The sequence below is a fragment of the Pseudoalteromonas sp. SWYJZ12 genome, assembly GCF_015864395.1.
GTDB classification, from domain to species: domain Bacteria; phylum Pseudomonadota; class Gammaproteobacteria; order Enterobacterales; family Alteromonadaceae; genus Pseudoalteromonas; species Pseudoalteromonas arctica.
This window is the reverse complement of the sequence record NZ_JADYXH010000021.1, coordinates 50584-68737: the sequence shown is the minus strand read 5'-3', so window position 1 is coordinate 68737 and position 18154 is coordinate 50584. Positions and strand designations below refer to the sequence as shown.

15 protein-coding genes are annotated in these 18154 nt (G+C 40.9%); 2 read left to right on the top strand and 13 right to left on the bottom strand.

All coding sequences use genetic code 11. From position 1 onward, the window contains the following. Positions 1 to 170 precede the first annotated feature (170 nt). From I6F42_RS17330 to I6F42_RS17315, 4 genes are all read right to left on the bottom strand, one after another. Positions 171 to 1217: an NAD(P)-dependent alcohol dehydrogenase gene (locus I6F42_RS17330; RefSeq protein ID WP_007581239.1), complete on the bottom strand. Its 1047-nt coding sequence runs from the start codon at positions 1215 to 1217 to the stop codon at positions 171 to 173. A gap of 143 nt (positions 1218 to 1360) precedes the next feature. Next, complete coding sequence (locus tag I6F42_RS17325; protein ID WP_197152914.1) at positions 1361 to 2074, bottom strand: DUF1499 domain-containing protein; 714 nt, start codon at positions 2072 to 2074, stop codon at positions 1361 to 1363. A gap of 108 nt (positions 2075 to 2182) precedes the next feature. Then, a complete protein-coding gene (locus I6F42_RS17320; protein WP_166378712.1) occupies positions 2183 to 3523 on the bottom strand; it encodes a DUF1501 domain-containing protein in 1341 nt (446 codons plus the stop codon). A gap of 9 nt (positions 3524 to 3532) precedes the next feature. Beyond that, complete coding sequence (locus I6F42_RS17315) at positions 3533 to 5440, bottom strand: DUF1800 family protein (protein ID WP_197152913.1); 1908 nt, start codon at positions 5438 to 5440, stop codon at positions 3533 to 3535. Between the two features lie 170 nt (positions 5441 to 5610). Here I6F42_RS17315 and I6F42_RS17310 point away from each other — a divergent pair, with 170 nt between their 5' ends. Next, on the top strand, positions 5611 to 5826 hold the full coding sequence (locus I6F42_RS17310; protein WP_010555169.1) for a hypothetical protein: 216 nt from the start codon (positions 5611 to 5613) through the stop codon (positions 5824 to 5826). A gap of 112 nt (positions 5827 to 5938) precedes the next feature. Here I6F42_RS17310 and I6F42_RS17305 read toward each other — a convergent pair whose 3' ends face one another. From I6F42_RS17305 to I6F42_RS17290, 4 genes are all read right to left on the bottom strand, one after another. Continuing rightward, positions 5939 to 6403 (bottom strand): nuclear transport factor 2 family protein, encoded by a 465-nt coding sequence (locus tag I6F42_RS17305; RefSeq protein ID WP_197152912.1) that lies wholly within the window; start codon positions 6401 to 6403, stop codon positions 5939 to 5941. Between the two features lie 94 nt (positions 6404 to 6497). Beyond that, on the bottom strand, positions 6498 to 8924 hold the full coding sequence (hrpB, locus tag I6F42_RS17300; protein ID WP_197152911.1) for an ATP-dependent helicase HrpB: 2427 nt from the start codon (positions 8922 to 8924) through the stop codon (positions 6498 to 6500). An 80-nt stretch (positions 8925 to 9004) separates the two neighbouring features. After that, positions 9005 to 9187: a hypothetical protein gene (locus tag I6F42_RS17295; RefSeq protein WP_197152910.1), complete on the bottom strand. Its 183-nt coding sequence runs from the start codon at positions 9185 to 9187 to the stop codon at positions 9005 to 9007. 110 nt (positions 9188 to 9297) lie between these two features. Beyond that, on the bottom strand, positions 9298 to 9711 hold the full coding sequence (locus I6F42_RS17290) for a group II truncated hemoglobin (RefSeq protein WP_197152909.1): 414 nt from the start codon (positions 9709 to 9711) through the stop codon (positions 9298 to 9300). A gap of 280 nt (positions 9712 to 9991) precedes the next feature. On the opposite strand from I6F42_RS17290, the gene I6F42_RS17285 reads away from it, so the two are divergent. Beyond that, entirely contained in the window at positions 9992 to 10189 is a 198-nt protein-coding gene (locus I6F42_RS17285; RefSeq protein ID WP_007581220.1) for a CsbD family protein, read from the top strand. Positions 10190 to 10257: 68 nt separating this feature from the next. Here the strand turns inward: I6F42_RS17285 and I6F42_RS17280 are convergent, their stop codons facing one another. The 5 genes from I6F42_RS17280 to metH all read right to left on the bottom strand — a co-directional run bounded on the left by I6F42_RS17280 (position 10258) and on the right by metH (position 18153). Beyond that, positions 10258 to 12519 (bottom strand): xanthine dehydrogenase family protein molybdopterin-binding subunit, encoded by a 2262-nt coding sequence (locus I6F42_RS17280; RefSeq protein WP_197152908.1) that lies wholly within the window; start codon positions 12517 to 12519, stop codon positions 10258 to 10260. After that, complete coding sequence (locus I6F42_RS17275; RefSeq protein WP_197152906.1) at positions 12516 to 13013, bottom strand: (2Fe-2S)-binding protein; 498 nt, start codon at positions 13011 to 13013, stop codon at positions 12516 to 12518. Before I6F42_RS17275 ends, I6F42_RS17280 begins: the two co-directional genes overlap by 4 nt. Before the next feature lie 282 nt (positions 13014 to 13295). Continuing rightward, positions 13296 to 13994, bottom strand: coding sequence for a hypothetical protein (locus I6F42_RS17270; RefSeq protein ID WP_374939250.1), 699 nt, complete (start codon positions 13992 to 13994; stop codon positions 13296 to 13298). A 27-nt stretch (positions 13995 to 14021) separates the two neighbouring features. Next, positions 14022 to 15371, bottom strand: coding sequence for a Fic family protein (locus tag I6F42_RS17265; RefSeq protein WP_010555175.1), 1350 nt, complete (start codon positions 15369 to 15371; stop codon positions 14022 to 14024). 148 nt (positions 15372 to 15519) lie between these two features. After that, positions 15520 to 18153: a methionine synthase gene (gene metH, locus I6F42_RS17260; protein WP_197152904.1), complete on the bottom strand. Its 2634-nt coding sequence runs from the start codon at positions 18151 to 18153 to the stop codon at positions 15520 to 15522. Position 18154: the final 1 nt, after the last annotated feature.

The following is an 18154-nucleotide window of genomic DNA, read 5'->3' as shown; positions in this document are numbered from 1 at the left end:
TGGAAAGATACCAAGCGCACAGGGCGTGCATCTGTGAAAGTGTTATGGCAAGGATGGCTTAAGTTACAAGCCATCCTGGAAGGCTACGATTTAGCAAAATCTCTTGAGTCAGACTTGTGATCAAGAGACAGCTAATTAGCGGCTCTTTTATTTTTAATTTACCAAGTAAATTAAGCGTTTAGCGATGCCATATCAATAACAAAGCGGTATCGTACGTCAGACTTTTCCATACGCTCGTATGCTGTGTTAATTTCGTCTATGTTGATCATTTCGCACTCAGGTAGCACGTTATTTTCACCACAAAAGTCGAGCATTTGTTGCGTCTGTGCAATACCACCAATAAGTGAGCCTGCAATACGACGGCGACCCATTAATAATGGCACCGTGCTTAGCTCATCTACAGGACCAACTTGGCCTACAATAACTAAAGTACCATCTACATCAAGTAGTGGTGTGTAAATAGATAAATCATGTTTTACAGGTACCGTATCTATAATGACGTCAAAGGCAGATTGCGAGTCTTTCATTTCGTCATCATTAGATGACACTAAGTAATGCTGAGCACCCAATTTAACCGCATCATCTTTTTTAGACTCACTACGGCCAATTACCGTAACGCTTGCGCCCATTGCAACTGCATTTTTAACGGCCATATGGCCAAGTCCGCCTAGACCAACAACACCAACACGGCTACCTTTTTTTACGCCCCATTTATGAAGTGGCGAGTAAGTAGTAATACCTGCACAAAGTAGCGGTGCTACGCGAGAAAGGTCTAAATTTTCTGGTACGGAAAGTACGAATTCTTCGCGTACAACAACATGTTTAGAATACCCACCTTGGGTCATTTCACCACTAATGCGGTCTTTGCCTGCGTAAGTACCAATCATACCTTCGCGGCAAAATTGCTCTTCATCGTTATCACATTGATCGCAGCTTTGGCACGAATCAACCATACAACCAACAGCAACCGTGTCGCCTTGCTTGTATTTTTTAACGTCGCTACCTACCGACATAACTTTACCAACAATTTCATGCCCAGGTACTAATGGGTAGTCACTGCCACCCCAATCATTTCGTACGGCGTGTAAATCTGAATGGCACACACCACAGTATAAAATTTCAATTTCTACATCGTTATTTCGTAAATCGCGGCGCTCAAAAGAAAACTCTGTCAATTCAGAACCTTGGCTTTTTGCTGCATATCCTACTGTTTTCATAATAACTCCATAGTGGTTAAAAATTTAAATCATCAACAGCATAGTACATAGCCTGTGAATAGAACCTGACAATATAAAATAGGCACAAAAAAAGCCCAAACAGTGTTTGGGCTTAATCGTTAGGACTAGGGCGCTAAATTTAATTATTTTGCAAGTAAGCTGTTTAATTCATTAATAATTGAATGAATGCGCTCTGCATTTTTTCCTAAATCACTACGCCCTACTCGCGACTTACTACGAATATCAACAAAACGTTGGCTGCCTTCATCTTTAATACGAATTACCACATCGTCTTTAAAACCAAACCACGTTGTTGTATCGGTAGCTTCCACAATACCTGTAGCCGTATTTGCACTTACCAATGCAAAGCCAAGATTTTTAACTGCTTGTTCGCTTGCTGTCATCAAATCGGCTTTAGATTCTGCAAAGCTTAACGTTACCAGCTCCGGGTATGCTTTGCGTTGCTGTACTGCCGTTTCTTCACCCGCGTATTCTACTGGGTTAGATGCATTTGCACGCAGTGGTGCAATTGCTACAAATTTTGGTGGATTAACTAAATCAGTTGAAATGTCATGAATTGCCGGTACACCTTCAGCCTTGTTCATCATATTAAGTGGCATAGCAATAGCCACAACCGAAAATACAAGTGCAATAACACCACTGCTTAGCGTTAACGTTTTACGCATAAATAACGCTTGTACTATAAGTAGCACCAATGCAGCGCCACCAGCATAAACGCCAAATTTAAACCCCGTAAACGCAACACCTAATTCTACAATACCAAATTTATACAAAGGCCCTGGCAGTATGACGAGTAAAAAAGCGATTAAACTAACTAAGCTCACTAAAACTTTCATTTTATGATTCCTATATTGTGTGTGATTTTTATTATTAAAACAGATAAGCACTATTAACCAGTAGCTTATACTACTAATAAGTGCTTTTAGATTACTATTAGCGACTAATTACACAAAAAAGTCCAATGTTGTGTGATCAAAGTTACTCAAGTTTGGAAAAATATCAACAAGCTCAGAGCTTGGCACACCAAACCACTGAGCCAATGTGGCAAAGTACTGCTCATTTGCAACACTTGGAATTAAACGCCCGCCACCGGTATCTTGTGGGCCATCCAAATGTTGAGTTAGTAGCTCGCCATATATATTGCCGCCTTTTACTGCGCCGCCCATTACTATTTGGTTTCCTGCCCAACCATGGTCAGTGCCATCGCCATTTGAGGTCAACGTGCGACCAAAATCAGACATAGTAAACGCAGTCACTTTATCTGCCATATCAAGCTCTTTCATCGCGCTATCAAATTCACTTAACCCTTGAGCTAACGTATTTAATAAAGCAGGGTGCGTTGTTAATTGGTTATCGTGCGTATCATACCCCCCCATAGAAACAAAAAACACTTGGCGCTGAGTGCTCAATTTTGCCTGTACGCTAATTGTTTTAGCTACTGCTGCAAATTGCTCACTAAGACTATTATCGCTAAATGGGGTAATAAGTGCAGGCGCGCTTTCTAACGCGCTGTTCATTGCTTGAGTGTTATTTATCGCACTTGTTAAGCCATTGGCATAAGCTGTACTTAACGGATGGCTCGTATTGCCTAGTAAGCGGTTCATAATAGAAGTTACGTGCTCGCTACGAGGTTGATACCCTCCAAACGCGTTAATACTACTAATGCCACTTTTGTTAAGTGCAAATGCATTGCTAGCACTTCCCGTTTGCCATAAATTAGTACCGTCGAGTGATACATTAGCTGCAAACTCATCTTGTAGCTCTAAACGTTCTAAAAGTCGTGCGCCCCACCCGCTATTAAGTGATTGTTTTTCTCGACCATACATCCATGCAGCTTGCTGATCGTTATGCGAAAACAAATGCTTAGGCAAACCTATTGTTTTATTTTTATAGTCACTCAATGTTGTGGGAGCGAGTAAAGTACCTACCCCACCTATAAATGCTAAATTTTGAGATTCAAACACATTTTGTATAGGTTCAAGTGAGGGATGAATACCGACTCCACCGGCAAACTGGCTTTTAATACTTAACTCAAGTGGGCTCTCTACAGCCAGGTTCTGCCTACTTTTCTCGTAAACACTACGTTGTTCGCCTTCAAGCGGAACTAGCATATTTAACGAATCATTCCCTCCATATAAATACACACACACTAATGCTTTGTAATCTCCTAGCTCAACTGCATTAGTCGCTCCAGTTAATGCTTGTAATTGCAGGCTCGTTAACGCGGCAGCCGATACACTGCCTTTTACACATAACGACAAAAACTCTCTTCTATTAATGCTCATTATGCGCTCCTAATACTGCACGTTAAATTCAGGTGAAATAGCAATCATATATAATAAATACGAAACCCGTTCACGGTATTGCTCTTCATTGAAATAGGCATCTAAATCAAGTAACGCTTGGCGCGTGTCACTGCTCATTGCACCTGCAAAATATAACGTGTTGTACTGAGCTAATAGCGCGCTAACACCGTTTTTCTCTAAAACATTCATGTCGTCTTGAACATAAATATAAATACTATTTGAATTTAAATCGCTGCGCGCTTCTGCGGTACTCCAAACTAAACTTGCGTAAAGCGCGTTCATGGTACCAATCAGTGTTGCGTCGTTTGCTATTTGTAATTCTGGCGCAACAATACCTTCATTTCGCAAAGCTGCGGTTTGATAATCAGGCCTAAAAAAGTTAAATACCGAAGCCGATTGCATGGGTCCTTGTCCGTAGCTATTTATTAAATTCCATGTTTTATAATAACCCGCTGGCGATTTAGCATCGAGATTTCGCCAAAACTGTACAGTTTTTAAAATAGGCTCTTTAATTTTACCTTGGTAATTAAGCACTGAGCCAAAATGCCGCGCTTCATCATCTAAATATATAGCCTTTACTACCGCCGCTAAATCGCCGCGTACACCGGCGCCATTATCAATAAATACATTAGCTACTCGCTCAACGTATTGGGGGGTTGGATTTGACGTAATTAATCGCTGAATAAGCTGTTTGCTAATAAACGGCGCAACATTTTGATGGTTAAATAAGTTATCGAGGGCTATTTGCAATGACTCTTCTGCTGCATAACCTTGTGGTATAACCTCACCGTTTAGTAAGGTTTTTTGTTTACTAGAGTGGTACTCGTCAAATGCTTCCATTGGCTTAATATAGTCACGACTTTTACGCTTAAATGTTTCACTATCGGCAAACGTCCAACCTGTAAATACGCGTGCAAAACCCTCTATTTCTACCTGTCCGTAAGTGGCAATGGTATTACCTTGTGCATCAAGCTTGGCGCTGCCATCTAGATTTAGTTCTTCAAGGCCAATAGTAAATAACTGCATTACTTCACGTGCGTAATTTTCGTCTGGGCGAATATTAAGTGTATCGTCTGCTTTTTCGTTACCCAAATGGCTTAAGTAAGTCCCCATAATAGGCGAAAGCGTCACATCTTCGAGTAAGTCACGATAATTACCAAAGGCATGCTTTAGTAATAAATCGTAATAAGTGATCATGCCCTCAGGTTGCCCTCTTAAGGCACTGTTCTCATCCGACACCACTAATATTTCACTTAACGCAAATGCAACACGTTGACGGAGTTGATCGTCACTTTGCATTACTGCTTTCCACCATGCATCTATGCGGCTTATGTATTTAAAGTCGTCATCGTCATTTAGCTTTACTAAATAATCACGGTGATAATTAATAGGTAGCGCTATTTGTTTATCAAGCCATTGCTGCTCGCTTAAACCTTGTGCGTTTTGTATTTCACTAAGCTTAGGCCCCATTGTTGCTTGGTGTAGTAACCGTGCGGCGCTAATCTCATCCATATTATTGCGCGCTATAAAGCTCAGCGTTTTTACACTGCTTGCTCCTTCATTGTCGGTTGCTGTGACCGAAAAAGCGTAATTAACAGGCTTATAACTTTGCGCATTTAGCAGTGTTACTGAGGTGGTTACTGCCTCTAAAGGCCCGCTAATTAGTTCAGGCCCTTGCGTTTGTTGCCATACAACCGATGTAATAGTGCCGTCTTTATCACTGGCTGTTGCTGTTAGCTCAATTGTTTGGCCCTTACTTAATTCACTAGGAATATCAGCGACTGACAAAATGGGGATTTTATTTCCGTTAACGGTTGGCGTATCATCTGAGCCTGAACCACCGCAAGCGCTTAGTATAAAAACAGTGCTTGCGATCAGAGCAAATTTATAATGCATGTAAAGTCGTCATCATTTGTTAATTAAAGTACGTTAGTGTGTACCGAGTTTGATGCATTTATTGAAACACAAAATTTACAATTTAACTCTTTATTTTTTGTAACCGAATCATGAACGCCCCATTAATAATGCACTAGCTGCAGGGGTAAACAGCCAGAGCTTTATTATTTATGAAAACAGAAATTCGCTATTGTTTTGAATCTTCACAAGTTGCTAACCGGTTTTTACACGAGCTGAAAGACTGGCCGGTTAACGATGTAAAAACACGACTTTTTAATGGCGGCGATAGTGTAAAAGTGACATACGAATACGACGAAAGTGGTTTTGATTACACCTCAGCCGAGCTCGACGACCTAGCAGAAAAGCATGGCGGAAAAGAAGTTTAAATCCAATAATAACAAGGTATGGAGCCATTTTTCTTGGCGAACGCACTAAACATCAATATTGATAATGCGATCAGTAAATGTTTCATAAATATATCTTTATTGGCTTTATTAGTTATTCGTGGTACTTGCGGATCATCGCCACTTTGCCGTTTTCAATTTCGATTACTTCCATCATTACTGATGTATATTCTATTGGTTGCTGATTTTGCGGATGAATACCTTTCACATAGTTTTTATAACGAATAGCAAAGCCTGTATCGTTAAACACAAATGTATTAAGCAGTGTGCTTTCAAACAATGTGTGCGCACCTAAGTAAAAACTCATACCTTTGCGCATCTGCTTTTTACCATCTGGAGTACGTGAGTCATCCGGTTGATACGGAATATGCTGATTGCCAATATCATCGGTTAACAATGCAAGGTAAGCCTCAAGCTCTTTAGCACCTGCGTTAGGTGCTTGTGTGGCGGTCATTGTTTTATAGTACTGCTGCGCAAACGCATTTAAGTCGAGTGGCTTTTCAGCATAAGCAGAAAAAGCAGTTACTAGAGCCAAACCTAACGTTAAAAGTAGCTTCATCACTTATTCCCTGTAGTTAAAAATATTGATTCATTTATAGGAACACTATATTAATATGTTCAACAATAAAACAAATAGTTTTAAGTACTAACACCTACATTTTGCTCTTTACTCTATTTGTTGCAACGCTGTTGGCGGGGTCGTCTGGCCAAAAATGTTTAGGGTAGCGACCTTTCATTTCCTTTTGCACATCGCGGTAACTGCTAGCCCAAAAGTGGGCTAAATCTTGAGTAAGTTGCAATGAGCGTTTACCTGGCGATAGCAGCTCCATAAGCAGTGGCAGTTTACCGTTGGCAAGCATAGGCGTACTGGTCAAGCCATAAACTTCTTGCATACGCACGCTTAGCTTTGCGGGGCCATCAAGCTGGTATTCTATTTTTATATTTGAGCCACTTGGCACCGTTAAGCGCAGTGGTAACAGTGCTTTTAAAGCGGTTTGTTGTTGCCAATCAAAACAGTTTTGTAATGCTTCAAAGTAGTTAAACTTTTTAAGCTGCGTGAGCGTTTTAATATCTTCTAAAAACACGCTTAGCCACTGCGCTGCATTTTGAATGAGTTGTTGCTCATTTGTTTTTGGAAATTTATCGGGTAATAACTTACTTGCTAGACTCATACGTATCAGCAATTGCTGCGCATCAGGTTGCTCGTTAAATAATGCAAAACCGTGTTTAGCAAATAAGTTTAGCCACGCTTTAGCGCGCTCGCTCTTATCTAGTTTTTGTTTACTAGGCTGGCTGCTGAGCGTTATAGCCCCGAGCTTTACTTCATCTTGATGAATAAAACGTGCTGATTTTTCGTCAAACTCACAGCGAGTAAGTTCACTAAATAAATGCGGTAAAAATTCTTGTAACTCAAATGGGTTAAGCGCGGTGGCTGCAAATATACGCCCTCCTTTGTGCCCGCCCATGGTTGCTATAGCTAAGTAATCGTCGTTGTGCCAGTAATCGGCATTTAACTCAGCACCTGCACCATTGGCAAGTAAATAACCATTACCACGTTTTTTAGCAATACGATCTGGGTATGCCAATGCCACTAGCAAACTAATATAATGCGTATTTAATTCGCTGTTTTCGTCTTTTACTTTTAAGCGGCTTTGCCAATATTTTAACTGCTGTTTAAATACCGGATGCGGACGTTGCTGTTGGCTATGCAACGCTAAACTCAACTCGTTTGCACTGTTTACTCGGCTCTCAAGTAATGCCACTAAATAAATAGCGAGCCTAAAAATACCAGGGAGTTGGTCATCAAGTATTTGTGCTTTTAGTAGCATATGCGCCAAACGAATATCAGCACCAAAACCTAACATTTTACTGCCAAGCGGTGTGAGCTTACCCTTGCTATCAATAGCTTCTAGCATGTTGAGCAGGTTACTTGCTTGCTCGCATTGTTGCTCAGTAGGCTTATCAAGTAGGGTTAGCTCATCAATACTGGCTCCCCACTGCTTTGCCTCAAGCATAAGTTGGCTTATGTCTGATGTGAGTATTTCGGGATTGTCGTGGCTATTACGTCGCTCAAAGGTTTGCTTTGAGCCAATTCGATAAACAATGCCCGGCTCTATTCGCCCTGCACGTCCTGCTCGCTGCACAGCAGACGAGCGCGATATGCTTTGTGTTGTGAGCTCTGTGACCCCTGTTTTTAAATTAAAGGTCGCTGCACGGCGCTTGCCGCTGTCAATTACAATGCGTATGCCTTCAATAGTTAAACTGGTTTCGGCTACATTGGTGGTAAGCACTACTTTGCGCATACCGTTTGGTGCAGGAGCAATAGCAGCTTGCTGATTAGCTTTATCTTGCTCGCCAAATAGCGTTGCTACTATGCAGTTACTGGGTAAATCGCTCAGTGCTTGCTGCACGCGTAGTATTTCAAATTGCCCAGGTAAAAATACCAATGCGCTACCTGTTTGCTCATTAAGTGCTTGTTTTATTATGGTAGGAATTGCATCAAGCCAACGGCTTTCATCTTTTATGGGTATGTATACTTCGTCTATTGGGTAGCTGCGACCGCTTGATTGAATTACAGGGCAGTCAAAAAACGCTGTATAACGCTCAGTATCAAGAGTTGCCGACATAAGCATAATGGTTAAATCTTCACGCAGCGCACTTTGGGTCTCGAGCGCAAAGGCAAGTGAGGTATCGGCTGCAATTGAACGCTCATGAAATTCATCAAATATCAGTAAATCAATATCGCTTAATTCGGGGTCGTTTTGCAGCATGCGCGTTAGCATGCCTTCGGTGACTATTTCGAGGCGCGTATTAGCACTTACTTTACTCTCACCCCTAATCCGCAAGCCCACACTTTGCCCAACACTTTCGTTTTGGCACTTTGCTAGGTAGCTGGCAATATTACGAGCAGCTAAACGGCGAGGCTCTAGCATTACAATACGTTTAAAATGCCCATCGCGCATTAGTTGCAGCGGCAACCACGTAGATTTACCCGCACCAGGCGGCGCTTGTAATAACGTAATAGGATTACTTTGTAATGTAGTAACGAGTTGTTGATATATGTCTTGAACAGGCAGCACAGCTATTTACCCTAAATTGCTTTGCAGGCATTGTAACAAAAAACCGCAGCGACGCTGCGGTTGATATTTGATATCTTAAACTAGTTTGATGATGGGCAATTTTGATTACCGTATATAACCTTTACTTCACCATCACCATATTCACAAAAGTATTTATCTGCATCCATACCAGTTCCAGCCCATTGCTTTATAAGTGGTGAAGCAGATGCTGTTGTCGACAAAAAAACAAACGATAACATTACTAATAAGCCAACTTTTCCCATTCTATATTCCATCCCTTTTAAGATTTTAACTCGATTCGCGATAATAACTCTAAATGAAATAAAGTAAATATTTAGAAATCCAGAGCCCTAACTTTAATACTCCACATATATTAACTACCCGATACTAATCTAATTCGCTCTGCAGGCACTCGTAATTGATCCATTAAGTAAATTTTAAATGGTGCTTCGTAAGGTTGCTCATCAACCGCTTTTTGCATGCACAAAAGCCATGCGTCACTTTGCTCAATTCCTACATGTAAATGTTTGTGCGCTTGAGGAATGTTAATACTGCCAAAATGTTCAGCGTATAATTTAGGACCACCTAACCAGCCCGACAAAAAGTAAGCGAGCTTTTTACGTGATGCCGATAAGTCTTTTGAATGCATACTCCTTATATGCTCAGCCTCTTTTAAAGCGTCCATATTATCGTAAAACGCATTCACCAATTGTGTAATACCTGCTAACTCACCTGCCATTTTGTATGAGCAGTCACCCACTCCGTATTCACACGTTTTTGTATTCATAACTCACTCAGGTTAACTACTTTGTTTAATACCTGCATATTAGCTTAAAACAAAAATTTAAGAATGAGTTACATCAAAGCGGCGTAACTTATGTCAGCAATAATTACAGGCTGCTATGTATATTTTTTAATAAATAGCGCAATATTAAAAACAAAATCGCTCAACATAAAAATATAACCAACTGATAATAAAAACAATAAAACCATTATTATTCCTTGGTACAAGGCTTGCTACTTTATAACTGACAGTTAATTCACTAACCTAAAGTAAGGATAAACTTATGAACAGCGATCGTATCGAAGGTAATTGGAAAGAACTTAAAGGTAAGGCTCAACAAAAATGGGGCGATCTTACCAACGACGATTTAGATAAAATTGAAGGTAGCCGTACAGAGCTAGTTGGTAAAATCCAGCAGCAATACGGTAAATCTAAAGAAGAAGCAGAGCGTGAAGTTGATGAGTTTGAAAAAGGTCGTTAAACCGCGTTAACCGCTTTTAAAAAAACCGCCATTTGGCGGTTTTTTTGTTTAAGCTGTAGGTTATTTAGCTACGCTTTTAATTGGTTACCAATCGGTAACTGCCTAATACGCTTTCCGCACGCTGCAAAAATAGCATTACATAATGCTGGCGCATAAACTGGTGTAGACGGCTCGCCTACTCCTGCTGGTGGTGCATCACTTTGTACAATTTCAACTTCAATCTCAAGAGGTGAGTCGCTCATACGCGGTACACGATAATCATGAAAGTTACTTTGCTGTACGCGCCCTTTATCAAAGGTAATACCATCGCTGATTGCAGTTGTAATACCGTAAATAGAGCCACCTTGGGTTTGGTTTTTAACGGTGTCGGTGTTTACAACCGTACCCGCATCAATGGCAACCCACGACTTAATTACTTTTAAATCGCCAGCATCCGACACTTCTACTTCAACTACCGTAGCTACGTAAGTTAAAAAGCTTCTGTGTGCTGCTATTCCTAAACCTCGACCTTTAGGAAGCTCTCGCCCCCATTTACTCATGTCAGCTACTTTTTCAATAACACGGCGCAGTCTGCCAATATCTAGAGGATAAACCGCTTTATCGCCACCGTAATTATCGTATGTGGCATTTTGCTCAGTTACATCAACAATGCGACTCGGACCTATCGTGTCTAGTAAATAGTCTTTTTGGTCGCGACCGGCTTTATGCGCTGCTTCGCCAATAAATGACTGAATAGCAAAGGCATGAAAAATATTTGATACAGAGCGCATCCAACCAATTCGTGCTTTGGCTTGCGCATCACCGTTTTCTAACTTCATGTTAGGTGTGTTAATAGGGTTATCGGTAAATCCTAAGCGCAGTTCAAAGCTTCCCGGCGTAGTCGCCCCTTCTGAAAAGGTAGAGGTAATAGGTGAAAACGCGGTGCGATGTAAATAAGATTCTATAGCGCCATTTTTATCTAGTGATGCTTCAATGTGCTGAGCCGAAACTGCATGGTAAAAACCATGTTGTATGTCGTCTTCACGCGTCCATTGCACACGAATAGGTTTGCCTACTTTCATTGAAAGGTAAGCTGCTTCTGCTGAAAAGTCAGGTTTTGACTTACGCCCAAAACCGCCTCCTAACATGGTAACGTGAACATTAATTTTGCTCTCATCCATGCCAAGCATTGCAGCCACTGTTTTCATATCGGCTTGTGGATTTTGCGTAGCAGCCCATATATCAACACTGTCTTTGTTGTACATAGCAGTTGCACAAGGCGGCTCCATTGGTGCTTGAGCAAGATGCGGCGCGTAATAATCAGCTACGAGTTTATTGCTCGATTTAGCCAACACGCCCATGGCATCGCCTTTATCACGTATGTTTGCCTGTGGAGTTTGTACTGTTTTTAATAATGACTTTTTAAATTCTTCTGAATTGTAATCGCCATTTTTGCCATCATCCCACACCACTTTTAATGCTTTACGCCCTTGCCATGCAGCCCATGTGTTTTTAGCTATAATCGCAATGCCACCTTTTGGCTGAAACTGCGGTGCGCCTTTTGGTGCAGGTATTTCAATAACATCTATAACGCCGTTTATCGCTTTTGTAGCACTGGCATCAAATGACTTAACAACACCGCCTACTACCGGCGGGCGTTCAATTATAGCCACCAGCGCTTGTGGTTCGCGTACATCGGCTGCAAATATAGCTTTTCCTGTTACTAAATCGGCTAAATCTATGTGCGCCATGCCGGTATTAATGTAGCGCCATTCTTTGCGTGTTTTAAGTGTTAGTTTGTCAGCTTCTGGTGGCGTTATTGTAAATGCTAAGTCGATTAAATCTTTATAAGTAAGCGATTTACCTGAGCTGTGTGTAACAACGTGTTGATTAGCAGTACAGGTTTGCGGGTCAACATTCCAATACTTAGCGGCAGCATGCTGCATCATGTAACGTACACTTGCGCCCATTTCACGCAGGCGCTGCATGTTGTAGCGAATACTGCGCGAGCCATCGGTATTTTGATCACCGTATTTAGGGTCGCCCTTACCCTGAATAACAATAACCTTATCCCACGCGGCTTCCATTTCATCGGCAACAATTTGTGCAATCGCGGTGCGAATTTGCTGACCCATTTCAGAGCGATGGCAGGTTATTTCAACCATGCCGTCTGGGCGCAGTGCAATAAATAAGTTTGCGCGTTTTGCCAGCTCAGATGGCTGCTCTAACACACCCGCAAATGCTCTTGGCGCACTGCCTACAAAATAAGTACCGAGTACCAACGCACCTATTGCACTGGTTTTTAAAAACTTACGGCGGTTTAAATCAAAGTATTTGTTATCTTGGTTCATACTTCTTCCCCTTGTTCATTTGGGTCAAAATACTGAACACTCGCCATTGTTTTAGCAGCTGATTTAATTGCTTTATGAATACGCGGGTATGTACCACAACGGCAAATATTTCCCGACATATTACTTACTATTTCATCGTCGGTTGGGGTTGGGTTTGCAGCTAATAAGCTTGCAGCTTGCATCATTTGGCCGCACTGGCAAAAACCACACTGCGGTACTTTATGCTCAATCCATGCTTGTTGTACTGGATGGTCGCCCTGCTCGCTTAACCCTTCAATTGTAGTAATTGAAAGACCCGCTACTGCCGCTACAGGTAATACACACGAGCGCTGAGCTACCCCATCAATATGCACGGTACACGCACCGCACTGTGCCATACCACAGCCAAATTTAGGCCCAGTTAAATTCAATTCGTCTCGGAGATACCATAATACTGGCGTTGACGGATCGCCAGAAAACTCATGTTTATTACCATTAATGGTAAGCGTGATCATACAAAACTCCTTGGCAAAGCGCTTTACAGGAGGGTTCCTTGTTGCGCGAGAACTATTTTTAATTACTTACTATTTTATACTTACTACTTTTAGCCTACCACTTAGATCTGTTTTATAAAAATACTAATTATTAGAACGTTTTACTGTTAAAAACAGTTCTACATTATCAAGCATACTAAAACATACATTAATGAGTGCTTATAACATTTTCAAATAGTAATCGCTCATCGTCTTTATAAACTTCAAGCCAACCTGGTGGTGATGTATCGCAGCCAATAATAGTTACTTGTAGCACATAATGGTTACTTGTAGCACATAACTATAACGACCATTTTTAAACGTATAGTGATGATTCCCGCCGCTGCCCTCAAATGTAATATCGCCATTTAGTAAAACCATATCAGGCTTGTCACTTGGCTTTTTATTAATACCCCACACTGCATACCGAAAATTATGCTCGCCTAAATCATTAACACGAACATGATAGTTAGCCGTTTTCCAATTGAGTACTGGTTTTTCAAAAGTATTAATACTTGCGTGCAAGGATTGTTTATCGTCTTCGATTAAGCTTTTTGCAAGTGCCTGCTCTTTAGTATTTTGTGTATTTACAGCAATAATTTTACCTTCGGTATCTACCCACATAACGCCGTTATTTAGCATAATGCCGCGCCAACCTACTTTCTCCCAATCGGTGTTAATGTTTGAACTGGCAATAACTGCCACTAGCTCATCATTAAATACTTCATCAAAGCGGTTGATAAACTCAGCTTCATTTTTAATGTCAGGTATGGGGTATCGTCGTTTTAGCGGGTAATAAACAAGCGAAGCAATAGCTGCTTTATCGTCACTTTCAAAGGCTGCAATAACAGGTAAAACGAACTCGTGATATTTTTGCTCAAGAGCAAATGTGCTAGATGTGAAAAGTAGGCATAACCACAATACTATGTGGTTATGCCCTTCAAAGTTGAACCTGATCTTCATTTAAAGGTTCTAATATAACGAAAATAATTATATTTTTAGTTTTTCTCTTAACCCTGCAGGAGATAAATATCTAATAGCTTTGCTTTTTTTACTTTTCGTAGCAATTAAAAGATCTGCATCAACTAATCCATTTAAATATGTTCTTGCTGTGTTCTCATTAATATCAAATTCTATGGAAACCTGTTTAGTAGTAAATATTTTACCTGGATGCTTTACAGCTTCTTTGAGCAACTCTAATTGACCTCGCTTGAAGTTCTTTGATAGAGGGCTTTTTTCGATCCATTCCATGAATTGATAAAATTCACTTTTTTTAGATTCTATGTGAGTATTTAATGAATTAACCGCTTTCATGACAACATCAACTTGATGATAAATAAAGTAAGTTAAGTCAAATTCGTCTGTTTCTGTGTAAACAAATGCTGCATCATAATCACTTCTCTTTTCTTGGATTAGCTTACTAATTGACACATATTCAAATAACCAATAACCAGAACTGAGCATATACCAATAAAAAATAGCTCTGGCAGTTCTTCCATTCCCATCCCCAAAAGGATGAATGTAACCGATCATGAAATGTAAAATAATCGCTTTAACTAATGGATGTATAAACGTGTCGCTATTAGCCCCATCATGCTTTTCATTTGCAAAATCACATAAAGATAATAACCTTTCCTTTAAGGAAGAGAAGCATGGAGGTGTATGCGCTAATTCATTGTAGAGGTTTGAAACTGCTATATCATTGTCTTCTCTTAAAGCTCCTGAAATCGCATCATTATCAATAGCTTTATATGTAGCAATTGCATGAAGCTCTAGTATTAGCTCTATAGAAAGAGCTTCATCTTTTCTCTCTAGTGCTTTTTTCATCAAAAGGTAATTATTGAAAATCATTTGTTCAGATTTATCGATAGGTTGCCTTTTTGTTTCAAGCATTTCTTTCGCTATTTTCCTCGTTGTAGATGCGCCTTCGAGTTGAGAAGATGTTATTGCTTCTTCCATCATTAAGCTCTTAACCAGGTACCTATCTTTTTCTTTTGTAGTAATAAATGAACCATCACCAATTGCATGCCCACCACCAGATAATTTATCGATCTGATGAAGTAATGCATGAAGTGAATCTGGAATACAGTAAGTGAATTGTTTATTTTTTTCTGCAACTAATGATATTTTTTTTGATATAGTTTTCCTTGACAGCTTCGTAGCTACCCAAGCAGCTTGTTCTGATATATCTTTAGGTATACGCCATATAAATTTATCCCAGTGGAGATATTTCCCTTCTGAATTTGTAGGACCAAACTGCCCTAAAAGTGGAATAAACTCATCAGAAGGTGTAATAGATAGTAACTCGTTTAATGGTTTGGGAACTCTAATTCTTGCCATAGTAAAACACCTAAACTTAATTTTTATATAATGAGTTTACTTATAATTAAAAACTCGTCAACGTAAAAAAACAAATTTAAGTTTAGGTAAATAACTTTATACCAAAAGCGAGCTTAATTAGGCTCGCTTTTATTTTAACTGACCTGTTCTATTGCTCAGGATCATACCCCAAGTTAGGCGATAGCCACCTTTCAGCTTCTGCTAGCGTCATATTAGTTCGTTTAGCGTAATCTTCTACTTGGTCACGTTGTACCGCTGCTACTGCGTAGTACTTAGCTTCGGGGTGTGAGAAGTACCAACCTGAAACAGCAGCACCTGGCCACATGGCGTACGAGCTGGTTAGCTGCATGCCAATGCGTTTTTCGGTGTCGAGCAACTGCCAAATTTTCTTTTTCTCGGTGTGCTCTGGGCACGCTGGGTAACCTGGCGCTGGGCGAATACCTTGGTAGTTTTCGCGTATTAGCTCATCGTTTGCTAGGTTTTCGTCTGGTGCAAAACCCCAATACTCTTTACGTACTTTTTCGTGTAAGTATTCTGCAAACGCTTCGGCGAGCCTGTCGGCAACCGCTTTAATCATTATTTTGTTGTAATCGTCTTGCTGTGCGTCAAACGCATTTGCTAAGTCGTCTTCTTCTAAACCGCCCGTTACTGCAAACGCGCCAAAATAGTCTGGTGTGCCTTTTGGTGCTATGTAGTCGGCTAGGCAGTAATTAGCAAAGTCGGTTTTTTCGGTTTGCTGACGTAAATGGCATGAGGTCGTTAATAGCTCTTTGCGTGTTTCGTCGGTGTATATTTCTATGTCGTCCCCAACGCGGTTTGCTGGGAATAAACCAATTACGCCAAGTGGTTGCAAACTGCCTGCTTTTTCAAGGTCGTCTAACATGTCGTTAGCGTCTTTAAATAAGCTTTGCGCTTGCTCGCCTACTACTTCGTCGGTCATTATGCGCGGGTATTTACCGGCGATTGACCACGTCATAAAGTATGGCGTCCAATCTATGTATTTACGCAAAGTGGCAATTGATACGTTTTTAAACTCGATCACGCCGAGCTTTTTAGGCACTGGTGGCGTGTAGTTATCCCAATCGAGTTGTGCTGCGTTATCGCGTGCGCGCTGGATTGTAACAGGCTTAGAGCGAGGTTTTTTACGCGCTTGTTGCTCGCGTACTTTTACATATTCAGCTTGGGTTTTTTCTAAAAAACCAGGCTTATGCTCTTTTGATAATAAATTAGATACTACACCTACCGCACGGCTGGCATTACTTACATACACTACGCCTTTGTCATATTGTGGCTCAATTTTTACTGCGGTGTGCGCTTTAGAAGTAGTAGCACCACCAATTAACAGCGGCAGTTCAAAACCACGGCGTTTCATTTCTTTTGCTACGTGTACCATTTCGTCAAGCGATGGGGTAATTAAGCCCGATAATCCAATAATATCGGCTTTTTCGTCGATTGCGGTTTGGAGTATTTTATCAGCCGGTACCATTACACCTAAGTCGATTACTTCATAGTTATTACATTGCAGTACAACACCCACAATATTTTTACCTATGTCGTGTACGTCACCTTTTACGGTCGCCATCACTATTTTACCGTTAGTTGAGCCTTCTTCTTTTTCAAGCTCAATGTATGGGTCTAGGTAGGCTACGGCTCGCTTCATTACGCGCGCCGATTTAACAACTTGTGGTAAAAACATTTTACCTGCGCCAAATAAATCCCCTACTACGTTCATGCCGTCCATTAACGGCCCTTCAATTACGTGAATAGGTTTATCGGCAGCAGCACGGCATTCTTCGGTATCTTCATCTATAAATGTAGTAATACCTTTTACAAGCGCGTGCTCAAGGCGTTTTGCAACAGGCCATGTGCGCCACTCTAAATCTTCTACTCGCTCGGCTTGTGCCATGCCCGAATACTTAGGTGCAAGCTCTACTAAACGCTCGCCTGCGCCTGAGTCGGTGTTAAGTATTACGTCGGTAACTGCTTTACGTAATTCTTCTGGTATATCATCGTAAACGGCTAGTTGCCCCGCATTTACAATACCCATGTCCATACCAGCTTGAATGGCATGATATAAAAACACCGAGTGAATAGCTTCACGTACGGGGTTATTACCCCTAAACGAAAACGATACATTTGATACACCGCCCGACACTTTACAGTGCGGCAAATTTTGTTTAATGCGGCGTGTGCCTTCAATAAATTCTACGGCGTAGTTGTCGTGCTCTTCAATACCGGTGGCTACGGCAAAAATATTAGGATCGAATATAATATCTTCTGGCGCAAAGCCAATGTCTTCTACCAATATTTTATAACTGCGCGCACATATTGCGAACTTACGGTCTGCCGTGTCGGCTTGCCCGTCGGTATCAAACGCCATTACAACAGCGGCTGCACCAAAGCGTTTTATTATTTTAGCTTGGCGAATAAATGGCTCTTCGCCCTCTTTTAGCGATATTGAGTTAACAATTGCCTTGCCCTGAATACACTTTAAGCCTGCTTCTATTACTTCCCACTTTGAGGAGTCGACCATAATGGGTACGCGAGAAATATCAGGCTCTGAGGCTATTAAGTTTAAAAACTTAACCATGGCGGCTTTTGAGTCCAACATGGCTTCATCCATGTTTATATCAATAACCTGTGCGCCGTTTTCTACTTGTTCGCGTGCCACTGTTAGCGCGGCTTCATAGTCTTCTTCCATGATTAAACGTTTAAACATGGCAGAACCCGTTACATTGGTACGTTCGCCGACATTAGTAAATACTGCTATTTGTTGGGTCATG